The 14,171-nt window shown below is 67.3% G+C and carries 13 protein-coding genes; 7 read left to right on the top strand and 6 right to left on the bottom strand.

Annotated features, from left to right (window positions below):
* Positions 1 to 73 precede the first annotated feature (73 nt).
* The gene (locus EJC51_RS31525; protein ID WP_126274174.1) at positions 74 to 811 is read right to left on the bottom strand and encodes a class I SAM-dependent DNA methyltransferase; all 738 of its coding nucleotides are present in this window, start codon (positions 809 to 811) and stop codon (positions 74 to 76) included.
* Between the two features lie 72 nt (positions 812 to 883).
* Between EJC51_RS31525 and EJC51_RS31530 the strand changes: the two genes are divergently transcribed.
* Together EJC51_RS31530 and EJC51_RS31535 are read left to right on the top strand one after the other, a co-directional pair.
* A complete protein-coding gene (locus EJC51_RS31530) occupies positions 884 to 1,270 on the top strand; it encodes a VOC family protein (RefSeq protein ID WP_126274175.1) in 387 nt (128 codons plus the stop codon).
* A gap of 41 nt (positions 1,271 to 1,311) precedes the next feature.
* Complete coding sequence (locus EJC51_RS31535) at positions 1,312 to 1,815, top strand: DinB family protein (protein WP_126274176.1); 504 nt, start codon at positions 1,312 to 1,314, stop codon at positions 1,813 to 1,815.
* A gap of 141 nt (positions 1,816 to 1,956) precedes the next feature.
* On the opposite strand, the gene EJC51_RS31540 is transcribed toward EJC51_RS31535, so the two are convergent.
* The 5 genes from EJC51_RS31540 to EJC51_RS31560 form a co-directional block, all read right to left on the bottom strand.
* Positions 1,957 to 3,003: an ABC transporter ATP-binding protein gene (locus tag EJC51_RS31540; RefSeq protein ID WP_059192525.1), complete on the bottom strand. Its 1,047-nt coding sequence runs from the start codon at positions 3,001 to 3,003 to the stop codon at positions 1,957 to 1,959.
* Positions 3,004 to 3,029: 26 nt separating this feature from the next.
* Positions 3,030 to 4,064, bottom strand: coding sequence for an ABC transporter ATP-binding protein (locus tag EJC51_RS31545; RefSeq protein WP_126274177.1), 1,035 nt, complete (start codon positions 4,062 to 4,064; stop codon positions 3,030 to 3,032).
* 49 nt (positions 4,065 to 4,113) lie between these two features.
* Positions 4,114 to 5,094 carry an ABC transporter permease gene (locus EJC51_RS31550; protein ID WP_126274178.1) on the bottom strand — a complete coding sequence of 327 codons (981 nt, stop codon included), beginning with the start codon at positions 5,092 to 5,094 and terminating at the stop codon, positions 4,114 to 4,116.
* A 101-nt stretch (positions 5,095 to 5,195) separates the two neighbouring features.
* Complete coding sequence (locus tag EJC51_RS31555; RefSeq protein ID WP_126274179.1) at positions 5,196 to 6,953, bottom strand: ABC transporter substrate-binding protein; 1,758 nt, start codon at positions 6,951 to 6,953, stop codon at positions 5,196 to 5,198.
* A 76-nt stretch (positions 6,954 to 7,029) separates the two neighbouring features.
* Positions 7,030 to 8,064, bottom strand: coding sequence for an ABC transporter permease (locus tag EJC51_RS31560; RefSeq protein WP_126274180.1), 1,035 nt, complete (start codon positions 8,062 to 8,064; stop codon positions 7,030 to 7,032).
* A 475-nt stretch (positions 8,065 to 8,539) separates the two neighbouring features.
* On the opposite strand from EJC51_RS31560, the gene EJC51_RS31565 reads away from it, so the two are divergent.
* Genes EJC51_RS31565 through EJC51_RS31585 form a run of 5 tightly spaced genes read left to right on the top strand, consistent with a single transcriptional unit; the run spans position 8,540 to position 14,109 of the window.
* Entirely contained in the window at positions 8,540 to 10,183 is a 1,644-nt protein-coding gene (locus EJC51_RS31565) for a peptide ABC transporter substrate-binding protein (RefSeq protein ID WP_126274181.1), read from the top strand.
* Between the two features lie 6 nt (positions 10,184 to 10,189).
* Complete coding sequence (locus EJC51_RS31570) at positions 10,190 to 11,113, top strand: ABC transporter permease (protein WP_126274182.1); 924 nt, start codon at positions 10,190 to 10,192, stop codon at positions 11,111 to 11,113.
* A complete protein-coding gene (locus EJC51_RS31575; protein WP_126274183.1) occupies positions 11,106 to 12,077 on the top strand; it encodes an ABC transporter permease in 972 nt (323 codons plus the stop codon). The genes EJC51_RS31570 and EJC51_RS31575 overlap by 8 nt, the downstream gene beginning before the upstream one ends.
* Positions 12,078 to 12,080: 3 nt before the next feature.
* Complete coding sequence (locus EJC51_RS31580; RefSeq protein WP_126274184.1) at positions 12,081 to 13,055, top strand: ABC transporter ATP-binding protein; 975 nt, start codon at positions 12,081 to 12,083, stop codon at positions 13,053 to 13,055.
* Entirely contained in the window at positions 13,048 to 14,109 is a 1,062-nt protein-coding gene (locus EJC51_RS31585) for an ABC transporter ATP-binding protein (RefSeq protein WP_126274185.1), read from the top strand. The genes EJC51_RS31580 and EJC51_RS31585 overlap by 8 nt, the downstream gene beginning before the upstream one ends.
* Positions 14,110 to 14,171 lie beyond the last annotated feature (62 nt).

Here is a 14,171-nt window from a genome sequence, read left to right on the forward strand (position 1 = left end):
ACTGTGCCGGGCCGCTGTTCGGCTCCCGCACGGATCCCGCACGGCCGCCGAGCAGCGGCCCGGAGCCGGGGCGTCAGCGGTGTCCGGCGACGGTGACGATCTCGGGGCTCGCGGCGCTGACCGGCCCCCGCCCCCAGTCCCCGTACTGCTCCACGACCGCCAGACCGGCCTCGGCCAGGAGGCGCTCGATACCGTACGGGTCGAGGAGCCGGAGCGTGGTGGTGCTGATCTGGGGGTGGTCCCAGCGGACGCCCTCGTAGGTCTCGGTGAATGTGACCCGGTCGCCGACGACGGGGTAGGAGACCTCCCGCCACATCCACGCGACCGATCCCGCGGCGTCGGCGCCCTCGTGGATCTGCTCGGGGCCCCAGCCCTCCCACCCCCGGCCGGCCGGGTTCACCACGTCGAACACGAACCGCCCCCCGGCGCGCAGCGCGTTCCGGACGGCGTGCAGGGCCTGTCGTACGTCGTCGTCCGTGACGAGAGCCTGAAAAGCGTGGCCGGTCATCACGACGAGGTCGAACTCCCCGTGCCAGAAGTGCGAACGCAGATCCCCGAGCACCCACTCCACACGCGGCTCCCGCCGCCGCGCCTGTACGAGCATGGCGGCGGCCGGATCGACCCCCACGAGCCGCCCGTGATGCCCCACGGCCCGCGCCCGGGCGAGCAGCCGCCCGGTACCGCAGCCGACGTCGAGGACGGCGGCGGCGTCCCGGACGAGGCGGGCGTAGAAGTCGTCGCCCGGGCCCCATGGGTGCAGGGAGTCGTACAGCGCGGCGAGCGAGAGATCCGCGAACGAGCGATCGACCATCGCGGCAGTGTCCCACACGCTACTGAACGGCGTGACAGGATCAGGCCTCCATCACCCTGGAGGGAGCGGGAGTTGTTGCACCACGTCGAGCTGTGGGTGCCGGACCTGGAGCGGGCGGTGACGTCCTGGGGCTGGCTGCTGGAACGGCTGGGCTGGGAGCCGTACCAGAACTGGGCGGCGGGACGCAGCTGGCGCATGGGGGAGACGTACGTCGTCCTGGAACAGTCGCCGGCGCTGACGGACACCCGGCACGACCGCATGCGGCCGGGCCTGAACCACCTCGCGTTCCACGTCCGGAGCCGCGCCGAACTGGACGCGCTGGTGGCGGAAGCACCGGGGCACGGCTGGACGCTGCTCTTCCCGGACCGGCATCCGTACGCCGGCGGAGCCGAGCATTACGCGGGGTATCTGGAGGACGGGGACGGGTTCGAGGTGGAACTGGTCGCCGGGGCGGGCTAATTGGTTCGACAAGGGGTGCCGGGGGAGTCATGCTCTCCCCGATGACTCGAACCGACACCCCCGCCGCCTGGGACGAACGCACCCAGCTCACCACCTTCCTCGACTACGCCCGGGCCACCGCGCTGGCCAAGTGCGAGGACGTCTCCGCGGAGAACGCCGTGAAGGCCCCGCTGCCGGGCTCACCGCTCATGACCCTGTCCGGCCTGATCAACCATCTGCGCTGGGTCGAGTACTGGTGGTTCCAGGTCGTGTTCCTCGGCGAGGAGGACGAGGGCCCCTGGACGGACGAGGACCCGGACCGCGAGATGCGGATCGCGGTCGACATGCCGCTGGCGGACGTCCTGCGCGACTACGAGGAACAGTCCGCCCGCTACCGCGAGCTGGTCGCCGCGAACGACCTGGACACCCAGGCGAAACGCCCCATCCGCGACGGCCGCCACCCCGACCTCCGCTGGATCCTCCTCCACCTGATCGAGGAAACGGCCCGCCACAACGGGCACTTGGACATCGTGCGCGAACTGGTGGACGGGGCGACCGGGGTGTGATGGTCCGGGGCAGCAGCACAAAGGCCCGCGCCTGGGTGGGCGCGGGCCTTCGTCTCCCCTGGAAGCGGACGTTCGCGGGCTCGGGTCAATGGGCCTGAAAGTCCGGTCCCGGTAGGGGGCGGCTGACGGTAAAGGGGTGTGTCAGGCCGCCGCCTGGGGGTCCTTGGAGAGACGCGGGGCCGGAATGGTTCCCTCCGTCTCCGGGTAGTGGCACGCCGTCAGGTGGCCCGGCTTGTTGCCCTCGACCTGGACCAGCGGGGGCGCCTCGGTCGCGCACTTCTCCGTCGCCTTCCAGCAGCGGGTGCGGAAGCGGCAGCCCGACGGCGGGTTCAGCGGGGAGGGGACGTCGCCCTGGAGGCGGATGCGCTCGCGGGCCGGGGTCTCGTCCACCGTCGCCTCGGGCACCGCCGACAGCAGCGCCTTGGTGTAGGGGTGGCGCGGGTTGCCGTACAGGTCGTCGCGGTCGGCGATCTCGACGATCTTGCCGAGGTACATGACCGCCACGCGCTGCGAGAAGTGCCGTACCACCGCCAGGTCGTGGGCGATGAAGACGAACGCGATGCCCAGCTCCTGCTGCACCTTCTGGAGCAGGTTCACGACCTGCGCCTGGATCGACACGTCCAGGGCCGAGACCGGCTCGTCCGCCACGATCAGCTTCGGCTCCAGGGCCAGCGCGCGTGCCACGCCGATACGTTGACGCTGGCCGCCGGAGAACTCGTGCGGGAAGCGGTTGTAGTGCTCGGGGTTGAGGCCGACGATCTCCAGGAGCTCACGGACCCGCTTCTCGCGGCCGCCCTCCGGGTTGATGTCGTTGATCTCCATCGGACCCGAGATGATCTTGCCGACCGTCTGCCGCGGGTTCAGGGAGGCGTAGGGGTCCTGGAAGATCATCTGGATCTCGGAGCGGACCGGCGCCAGCTCCTTGCGGCCCGCGTGCGTGATGTCCTGCCCGCGGTAGGAGATCTTGCCGCCGGTGGGCTCCAGAAGGCGCGTGATCAGGCGGCCGGTCGTGGACTTGCCGCAGCCGGACTCGCCGACCAGGCCGAGGGCCTCGCCCTCGTTCACCTGGAAGTCGAGGCCGTCGACGGCCTGCACCGCGCCGACCGTGCGCCGGATCGGGAATCCGCCCTTGACCGGGAAGTGCTTCGTCAGGCCGGTGACGTCCAGGAGGGGGTTCGTGTTGCTCATGATGGTGAAGTCCCGTCTCAGTTACGTCAGTGCCGGGTCGCGGCGAGGTCGGCGAAGAATTCCTGGCGCTGGTCCAGCGTGAGGTGGCAGGCGGAACCCCGGCCGGCCTCGACCTTCAGCAGCGGGCGCTCGGTGGAGCACAGCCCGCCGGGGACCTTCTCGGCGAAGGTGCAGCGCGGGTGGAAGCGGCAGCCGGAGGGCGGGTTGAGGAGGGAGGGCGGCGAGCCGGGGATCGGCGACAGCGGTACGTCGACCGGGCCGTCCAGGCTCGGCATCGAGCTCAGCAGACCGACCGTGTAGGGGTGCTGCGGGGTGCGCAGCACCTCCTCCTTCGTGCCCCGCTCCACACACCGGCCGCCGTACATCACCAGCACGTCGTCCGCGATGTCGGCGATGACACCGAGGTCGTGGGTGATGAAGATGATCGCGGTGCCGAACTCCTGCTGGAGGTCCTTGAGCAGGTCCATGATCTGGGCCTGGACCGTCACGTCGAGCGCGGTGGTCGGCTCGTCGGCGATCAGCAGCTCGGGGTCGCAGACCAGGGCCATGGCGATCATCGCGCGCTGGCGCATACCGCCGGAGAACTGGTGCGGGTAGTCGTCCACCCGCATGTCCGGCTGCGGGATGCCGACGCGCCGCAGCATCTCGATCGCCCGCTTGCGGGCCTCCGACTTGGAGGCACCGGTGTGCTTGCGGTACGTCTCACCGATCTGCTTGCCGATGGTGTGGTACGGCGACAGCGAGGCCAGGGCGTCCTGGAAGATCATCGCCATCTTGTTGCCGCGCAGCTTCTCCAGCTCGGACTCGCGAGCCGTGGTCAGCTCCTTGCCGTCGAGCAGGATCTCGCCGTCGATCGCGGTGCGGTGCCGGTCGTGCAGGCCCAGGATCGTCAGGTTGGTGACGGACTTGCCGGAGCCGGACTCGCCCACGATGCCGAGGGTCTTGCCCTTTTCGAGGTCGAAGGAGAGACCGTCGACGGCCTTGACGACGCCGTCCTCGGTGGAGAAGTGGACTTTCAGGTCCCTGACGGAGAGGAAGGCCTGCTGATCGGTGCTCGTCACGGGGACGCTCCTGGGGGTCATGCCGGGGGGTAGCTGGAGGGGGACCGGATCAGGCGAGCCGGATACGCGGGTCGATGAGGGCGTAGACGGCGTCCACGATGATGTTGGCGAAGACGATGCCGGCCGCCGCGATCATGGTGACGCCGAGCAGCATCGGAAGGTCGCTGTCGTCGACCGAGCGGACGGCGAGGGTGCCGAGGCCCTGGATGCTGAAGGTCGACTCGGTGATGATCGCGCCGCCGACCAGCGTGCCCATGTCGATGCCGAAGATGGTCACGATCGGACCCATCGCGCCGCGCCAGGCGAAGCGGAAGAAGACCGAGGAGCGGGACAGGCCCTTCGCCCGTGCCGTACGCACGTAGTCCTCGCTGAGTTGCTCCACGAGCTGCGAGCGGGTCATACGCGTGTAGTTGGCCGTGAAGATGATCGACAGCACCAGCCACGGCAGCAGCAGGCCCGAGAACCAGGCGCCGGGGTTCTCGGTGAACGGCGTGTACGACGGCTGGTCCAGGAGGTGCAGCTGGGTCACGAAGAAGAACATCGCGATGTAGCCGACGAAGTAGATCTGCATCGACGAGCCGATGAGCGAGAAGGAGCTCGCGGCCTTGTCGAGGAACTTGCCCTGCTTGAGCGCGGCCAGCATGCCGGTGCCGACACCGATGATCAGGAAGAAGAAGGCGCCGCCGATGGCGAGGGAGACGGTGGTGGGCATCCGCTCCATGATCGTGTCGAACACGTTCACGTTGTTGCTGAACGAGTAGCCGAAGCAGGGCGCGGCGCAGTGCCCGACGCCCACATAGTCCCGGCCCACGAAGATGGCCTCGAGCCAGTGCCAGTACTGCACCGGCATCGGATCGGCGATGCCGAGGTTCTGCCGCACCTGCGCCAGCAGGTCGTCGGGGCAGACCTTGCCGCACGCCATCCGCGCCGGGTCACGCGGGATGGCGTAGAAGAGGAAGAAGGTGACGGCGCTGATGATCAGCAGAATCACGAGTGCGCCGAGCACTCGGCGGACCAGGAAACGGAACATGGGGTGAGACTTTCCGGACGGGGCGCCGTCGCCGGGGTGTGGGGAGCGGGCGTGGACGGGGCCGGGGCGGCGGCCGGTCGGACCGCCGCCCCGGGAAAGCGTCAGGCCTTCGCGAAGACCTTGCCGATGGCGACGCAGGTGTCACCGGAGTTGTAGACCACGCCGCCGACCTTGGAACCGTAGAAGTAGTTACGGATCGGGTTGTAGTCGGGGACGCAGGCCGCGAGCGTCATGATCTGCTTGTCGATCGCGCCCCAGGCCTTGTTGGCCTTGTCCGCGTCGGTGATGGCGGTGGCCGCGGCGATCGCCTTGTTGACGCTGGTGTCGTTCAGCTGCGACCAGTTGACGCCACCGTCGGCGATCTGGCTGCCGTCCCAGCAGGGCTGGATGACGGCGTAACCGGCCGGCCAGTCCGGGCCCCAGCCCGCGGCGAACAGGTCGAAGCCGTTGTCCAGCTGACCGATCTCGGAGTAGAAGGTGGTCTTGTCGACCTGCTTGGTCACCACGTCGAAGCCCGCCTTGGTGAGGGCGTTCTTGATGGTGACGGCCTCCTTGACGGCGCGGTCGGACTGCTGGAAGGCGATGACCAGCTTCTGGCCCTCCTTGCCGGCCTCCTTCAGCAGCGCCTTGGCCTTCTCCGGGTCACCGGTCGGCTTGGTCTTCTTGCCGTACAGGTCGAAGTCCTCGTGACCCGGGGTCAGCGGGGAGATGATCGTGGTCGCGGTCGCGGTGACCTGCGAGCCACCACGCTGCTGCTTCAGCTGCTGCGCCGGCCACGCCCAGTTGATCGCCTGACGGACCTTGACGTCCTTGATCCGGGTCATGTTGATCGGGAAGTAGTAGCACGTCGTGTCGACCTGGGTCAGCACCCGCTTCTTCAGCGTGGCGTCACCGAGCACCTTGGTGACACGCTCGGGGGCGACCTCGTTCAGCAGGGACAGCGCGTACTGGTCGTTGCCCGAGTCGGCGATGTAGCGGTCCGTGGAGGCCAGGGACTGGAAGCCGAACTGCATGACGACCTTGTCCGGGTAGCCGTTGCGGCACGGGTCCAGGCTGGCGTCCCAGTGCTCGTTGCGCACGAGGGTGAGGGACTTGTCGATGCTGCGGGACTCGATCTTGTACGGGCCGCAGGAGAACGGACGCTGGTCGTACTTCTTCTTCGTGTCCTTGGCCTTGGGCACGATCGAGTAGCCGCGCATGGCGAGCATGAACGGGAAGTCGGCGTGCGCCTCCTTCAGACGGAAGGTGACGGTGTTGCCGTCCGTCTCGATGGAGGAGAGGTGCTTGCCCTCGTAGGGGCCCTTGTACTTGTCGGCGCCGGCGAGCCAGTTCTGCGGGTAGCGGGGGCCCTCGGTGACGAAGTCGGCGAAGAGACGCTCGAAGGTGTGGCGGACGTCGTCGATCGTGACGGTCGAGCCGTCCTCCCACTTCACACCGTCCTTCAGCGTGAAGGACCAGGTCTTGCCGCCGTCCTTGACGGTGCCGGCGTCGGTGGCGAGGTCGCCGACCAGGGTGGTGTTGCCCTTGGAGTCGACGCGGTAGCCGGTCAGACCACGCAGGAACAGGACCGAACCGGCGCCCGTGTACGAGGAGTAGATCTGCGCCGGGTCCAGGTGGTCGTAGTCGATCTGGTCGAGGGTGTAGATCGTGCCGCCCTTACGAGCGCCCGGCATCTCCGGGGCGGGGCCCTTGGAGTCGGTGGCGGTGCCGACGGCGATCGTGGCGGCCTTGCCCTTCTCGACCGAGGGAGCCTTGCTGCCGCCGCCGCCGGCGTTGCCGCTGCTGCAAGCGCTCAGGACGGTGGAGGCACCCGCCGCCACACCGGTGGCGATCAGGAAGTTTCTGCGGGAAAAGGACATGGCCTACCTGCCTGGTTGAGATGAATGAGAGAGACGTGCTGCCAGCAGCCGGACGACGATGACCGGGCCGGGGGACTCAGCGCTTGGACTTCGGGTCGAGTGCGTCGCGCACCGAATCGCCGAGAAGGTTGAACGCCAGGACGAAGATGATCATCGAGACGCCCGGGAAGATCATGAAGGTGATGTCGTCCGTGTAGAACTGCGCACCACGCTGGATCATCACGCCCCAGTCCGGGGTCGGGTCCTGGATGCCGACACCGAGGAAGGCCAGGCCGGCCTCAGCGGTCACGAACGCCGGGAGGGCGAGCGTGGACTGGATGAGGATCGGCGTCCACAGGTTGGGGAGCAGTTCCTTGAAGATGATCCGGGTCGGGGAGGCACCGGTCACCTTGGCCGCCTCGACGAACTCGCGCTCGCGCAGGGCCAGCACCTGGCCGCGCAGCAGTCGCGCGATGGAGGCCCAGCCGAAGGCCGTCAGCAGCACGACCAGGCAGACGCCGCGTCCCCAGGCGGGGATCTCCTCGTCGGCGGCCCAGAAGATCCCGTACACGACGGGGGTGAAGGCGATGAAGAACAGCGTGGAGGGGAACGACAGCACGATGTCGATGATCCGGCTGACGAGGTAGTCCGTCTTGCCGCCCAGGTAGCCGGCGGAGACGCCGACGATCACGCCGATGACCGTGACCAGAATCGTGGTGATCGTGGCGATCATCAGCGAGGTGCGGATGCCGTAGAGCAGGAACGTGAAGACGTCGCGGCCCATCTGCGGCTCAAGGCCGAACCAGAAGTTGGCGTCGATGCCGCCGTTCGGCTTGATGGGGTAGCCGGACTCGTTGAAGAGGGTGCCGATCGGCGCGTCCTGGCCGTACTGGTCGTACGGGTTCTTCCCGTACAGCTTGGCTATGAGCGGAGCGGCGACGGCGATCACGAAGAAGAAGATCACGATGTACGCCGATATGACGCCCGTACGGTCGCGCTTGAACCGGCGCCAGGCAAGCTGCCCGGGAGACCGGCTTTCGTTGGCCTTCGGAGAGGGAGAAGTGATCGACTTCTCGGCGCTCTCTTCGGTCACCTCGAGCGGGGCAGCCGCCGATGGAGTTGGGGGGGTCATGGTGCTCCTGGCCCAAGGGAGGGTCTGATGACTCCGCAGGGCACTCCCCTACGGGCTACGCCGGACTTTTTCAACGCAATTCATTCAAGGTCAATAAATTCTCGGTCGACTTGGGTTTCTCTTTACTTTCTTTGCCTGTACTTGACCATTCTGTAGCTACGCGTGTAGCACCTCGTGATCGATCCGTGTTTTACATCGGGCCAACTTCCCCAATCGGGCAATGAGTTCGATATGCGGACTGCGACGTGTCGAAATCCGTACATAGGAGGGTCGCAATCCAACGGTTCTGCATCGGATGGTGAAGATCCATTGCGTCCTACACGCAAGATCCACTGACGCAGAGGTCGGACGTTCCCCGGAGGCGCCCGGGAGGTCTCCACCCGTTCCCCTAAAGGGCTCAATACGTGTGCGGTTTGCCTGATTTACGTCGATATTTGCCGTTAACGGATCAGCGCAGTCAATCAGGAGGCACTCCATGCGTGGAGCCACGCACGCCAAGTGGGCCGCATGCGCGGCGGCGGTAGCACTCGCGGCGACGGCCTGCGGAGGTGGGGACAGCGACAGCGGCGGCAGTGGCAGTGGCGACGGCGGCGCGACGCTCAGTGCCTCCTGGGGCGACCCGCAGAACCCGCTGGAGCCGGCCAACACCAACGAGGTGCAGGGCGGCAAGGTGCTCGACATGATCTTCCGGTCCCTGAAGAGGTACAACCCGGAGACCGGCAAGGCCGAGGACATGCTCGCCGAGAAGATCGAGACGAGCGACTCGCAGAACTTCACCGTCACCGTCAAGGACGGCTGGACCTTCTCCAACGGCGAGAAGGTCACCGCCAAGTCCTTCGTGGACGCCTGGAACTACGGGGCCAGCCTCAAGAACAACCAGAAGAACGCGTACTTCTTCGGGTACATCGACGGCTACGACAAGGTCCACCCCGAGGACGGCAGCAAGCAGACCGCCCAGACGCTCTCCGGGCTGAAGGTCACCGGCGACCTGACCTTCACCGTCAAGCTCAACCAGAAGTTCTCGACCTTCCCCGACACCCTCGGCTACCCGGCTTACGCCCCGCTCCCGCAGGCCTTCTTCACCGACCACGACGCCTGGCTGAAGAAGCCGGTCGGCAACGGCCCGTACACCATCGAGTCGTACACCAAGGGCTCCCAGATGAGCCTGAAGAAGTGGGACGGCTACAAGGGCGACGACAAGGCGCAGAACGGCGGCGTGACCCTCAAGGTCTACACCGACAACAACACCGCCTACACCGACCTCATGGCCGGCAACCTCGACCTCGTCGACGACGTCCCCGCCGCCCAGCTCAAGAACGTCAAGGCCGACCTCGGCGACCGCTACCTCAACACCCCGGCCGGCATCATCCAGACCCTCGCCTTCCCGTTCTACGACAAGAACTGGAACAAGCCGGGGATGGAGAAGGTGCGCACGGGTCTCTCCCGGGCCATCGACCGGGACCAGATCACCAAGACCATCTTCAACGACACCCGCACCCCGGCCTCCGACTGGACCTCCCCGGTCCTCGGCGAGGCGGGCGGCTTCAAGGAGGGGCTGTGCGGGGACGCCTGTGAATACGACCCGAAGGCCGCCAAGAAGCTCATCGAGGAGGGCGGCGGCCTCCCCGGCGGCCAGGTCAAGATCACGTACAACGCGGACACCGGCTCCCACAAGCAGTGGGTCGACGCGGTCTGCAACTCCATCAACAACGCGCTCGACAACGACAAGGCCTGTGTCGGCAACCCGGTCGGCACCTTCGCCGACTTCCGCAACCAGATCGGCGAGCAGAAGATGAGCGGCCCCTTCCGGGCCGGCTGGCAGATGGACTACCCGCTCATCCAGAACTTCCTCCAGCCGCTGTACTACACGAACGCCTCCTCCAACGACGGCAAGTGGTCCAACAAGGACTTCGACAAGCTCGTCGACGAGGCCAACGCCGAGACCGACACCGCCAAGGCCGTCTCCACGTTCCAGGACGCCGAGAAGGTGCTGCGGGACAACATGGGCGCGATCCCGCTCTGGTACCAGAACGGCAGCGCGGGCTACTCGGAGCGGCTGTCCAACGTCAAGCTCAACCCGTTCAGCGTCCCGGTCTACAACGAGATCAAGGTCAGCTGACCCGCCATGGGACGCTACGTCGTCCGGCGTCTGCTCCAGATGATCCCGGTGTTCATCGGCGCCACGCTCCTCATCTTCCTCATGGTCAACGTCATGGGCGACCCCATCGCGGGCCTGTGCGGCGACCGGCAGTGCGACCCCGCCACGGCCGCGCAGCTGGAGAAGGAGTTCGGCCTCGACAAACCCGTCTGGCAGCAGTACCTGACCTACATGGGGAACGTCTTCACCGGCGACTTCGGCACCGCGTTCAACGGGCAGAAGGTCACCGAGCTGATGTCGACGGCGTTCCCCGTGACGATCCGCCTGACGATCGTCGCGATCCTGTTCGAGATCGTCATCGGCATCACGCTGGGGGTCGTCACGGGCCTGCGCCGCGGCAAGCCCGTCGACACCTCGGTGCTGATGCTGACGCTCGTCGTGATCTCGATCCCGACCTTCGTCACCGGCCTGCTGCTCCAGCTCCTGCTCGGCGTCGAGTGGGGCTGGATCAAACCGTCGGTGTCCACGGACGCCACGTTCAGCGAACTGATCGTGCCGGGCCTGGTGCTGGCGTCGGTGTCGCTGGCGTACGTGACCCGGCTGACCCGGACGTCGATCGCGGAGAACCGCCGCAGCGACTACGTGCGCACGGCGGTGGCGAAGGGCCTGCCGAGGAGACGGGTCATCACCCGCCACCTCCTGCGCAACTCCCTGATCCCCGTCGTCACCTTCATCGGCACCGACATCGGCGCCCTGATGGGCGGGGCGATCGTCACCGAGCGGATCTTCAACATCCACGGCGTCGGCTACCAGCTCTACCAGGGCATCCTGCGCCAGAACACCCAGACGGTGGTCGGCTTCGTCACCGTCCTGGTGCTGGTCTTCCTGGTCGCCAACCTGCTCGTCGACCTCCTGTACGCCGTACTCGACCCGAGGATCCGCTATGCCTGAACCCCAGGAGCCCGAGGGTGCGATCGCCGGGACCGGCATGGGCGGTGCCATGGACCTCGCGGTGAGCGAGGCGAACACCCTGGAGAAGGGGCCCGGCCCGGCGGGCGGCCCCCAGGGCAAGCCCCGCTCGCTCTGGTCCGACGCCTGGCGCGACCTGCGCCGCAACCCCGTCTTCATCATCTCGGGCCTGGTGATCCTCTTCCTGGTCGTGATCTCCCTCTGGCCCTCGCTGATCGCCTCCGGCAACCCCCTGAAGTGCGACCTGGCCAAAGCGCAGGAGGGCTCGCAACCAGGCCATCCCTTCGGCTTCGACGGCCAGGGCTGCGACGTCTACACCCGCACGGTCTACGGCGCCCGTACGTCCGTCACGGTCGGCGTCTGCGCGACGCTCGGGGTCGCGATCCTGGGCTCGGTCCTCGGCGGCCTCGCCGGCTTCTTCGGCGGCTTCTGGGACTCGATCCTGTCCCGGATCACGGACGTGTTCTTCGCGATCCCGGTGGTCCTGGGCGGCCTGGTCCTGCTCTCGGTCGTCACCAGCAACACGGTCTGGCCGGTGATCGGCTTCATGGTGCTGCTGGGCTGGCCGCAGATCTCACGCATCGCGCGAGGCTCGGTCATCACGGCCAAACAGAACGACTACGTGCAGGCGGCGAAGGCGCTGGGCGCCTCGAACTCCCGCCAGCTGCTGCGCCACATCGCCCCCAACGCGGTGGCCCCGGTGATCGTGGTCGCGACCATCGCGCTCGGCACGTACATCGCCCTGGAGGCGACGCTCTCCTACCTCGGCGTGGGCCTCAAGCCCCCCACCGTCAGCTGGGGCATCGACATCTCCGCAGCCTCCGCCTACATCCGCCAGGCCCCCCACATGCTCCTCTGGCCCGCCGGCGCCCTGGCCCTCACGGTCCTCGCGTTCATCATGCTCGGCGACGCGGTCCGCGACGCCCTCGACCCGAAGCTGAGGTGAGTCGTGCTCCTGGAAGTGCGTGATCTGCACGTGGAGTTCAAGACCCGGGACGGGGTCGCCAAGGCCGTCAACGGGGTCGACTACGCGGTCGACGCGGGGGAGACCCTCGCCGTGCTGGGGGAGTCCGGGTCCGGGAAGTCCGTCACCGCTCAGGCGATCATGGGCATCCTCGACATGCCGCCGGGGCGGATCGCGGGCGGTGAGATCCTCTTCCAGGGCAAGGACCTGCTGAAGCTCAAGGAGGAGGAGCGGCGGAAGGTCCGCGGCGCCGAGATGGCGATGATCTTCCAGGATGCCCTGTCGTCCCTCAACCCCGTGCTGAGCGTGGGCGATCAGCTGGGTGAGATGTTCGTGGTCCACCGCGGCATGTCGAAGAAGGACGCGCGGGCCAAGGCCGTCGAGCTGATGGACCGGGTGCGCATCCCGGCCGCGAAGGAACGCGTCAAGCAGTACCCGCACCAGTTCTCCGGCGGCATGCGCCAGCGCATCATGATCGCGATGGCGCTGGCCCTGGAGCCGGCCCTCATCATCGCCGACGAACCCACCACCGCCCTCGACGTCACCGTCCAGGCCCAGGTGATGGACCTGCTCGCGGAGTTGCAGCGCGAGTACAACATGGGGCTCATCCTCATCACCCACGATCTGGGTGTGGTGGCCGACGTGGCGGACCGGATCGCGGTGATGTACGCGGGCCGCATCGTCGAGCAGGCGCCGGTGCACGACATCTACAAGGCCCCGGCCCACCCCTACACGCGCGGTCTCCTCGACTCCATCCCCCGTCTTGATCAGAAGGGCCAGGAGCTGTACGCGATCAAGGGACTGCCGCCCAACTTGATGGCCATCCCGCCGGGTTGTGCGTTCAACCCCCGCTGCCCGATGGCCCAGGACGTGTGCAGGACGGACGAACCCCCGCTGTACGAGGTGTCGGAGGACCGTACGAGCGCCTGCCACTTCTGGAGGGAGTGCCTCAATGGTTGAGCCGATCATTGAAGTGACCGGACTGGTCAAGCACTACCCGTTGACCCAGGGCATCCTGTTCAAGAAGCAGGTCGGTGCGGTCAAGGCCGTCGACGGTGTGGACTTCACGCTCAACAAGGGCGAAACCCTCGGGATCGTCGGGGAGTCCGGCTGCGGCAAGTCGACTGTCGCCAAGATGCTCGTCAATCTTGAGCAGCCGACCGCCGGGTCGATCAAGTACAAGGGCGAGGACATCACCCAGCTGTCCGGCAAGGCCCTCAAGTCGGTCCGCCGCAACATCCAGATGGTGTTCCAGGACCCGTACACCTCGCTCAACCCCCGCATGACGGTCGGCGACATCATCGGCGAGCCCTACGACATCCACCCCGAGGTGGCCCCGAAGGGCGACCGCAGACGCAAGGTCCAGGACCTCCTGGACGTGGTCGGCCTCAACCCCGAGTACATCAACCGCTATCCGCACCAGTTCTCCGGCGGCCAGCGCCAACGCATCGGCATCGCCCGCGGGTTGGCCCTGCGCCCGGAGGTGATCGTCGCCGACGAACCGGTCTCGGCGCTCGACGTCTCCGTCCAGGCCCAGGTCATCAACCTGATGGACCGCCTCCAGAACGAGTTCGACCTCTCCTATGTCTTCATCGCCCACGACCTGTCGATCGTCCGCCACATCTCCGACCGCGTCGGCGTGATGTACCTGGGCCGCATCGTGGAGATCGGCAGGGACGCGGAGATCTACGACCACCCCACCCACCCCTACACCCAGGCCCTGCTCTCCGCGGTCCCGGTCCCCGACCCGGAGGCCCGCGAACACCGCGAGCGCATCATCCTCACCGGCGACGTCCCCTCCCCGACCAACATCCCCTCCGGCTGCCGCTTCCGCACCCGCTGCTGGAAGGCACAGGAGCGCTGCGCCCTGGAGGTCCCGGCCCTGGCGGTCCCGAGCGAGTTCCGCCTCATGTCCGGCCCCGCGGCCCACGACTCCGCCTGCCATTTCGCGGAGGAGAAGCAGGTGGTGCCGCCGGAGGAGCCGCCGGATGATCTTGCAAATGGCCGGGAATAACCACACAAATGCGCACCAACCGCGTTAACACGCAGGCAACTTAGCTGACCCGATCCCGATAT

It is taken from the genome of Streptomyces aquilus, assembly GCF_003955715.1.
Lineage (GTDB): Bacteria > Actinomycetota > Actinomycetes > Streptomycetales > Streptomycetaceae > Streptomyces > Streptomyces aquilus.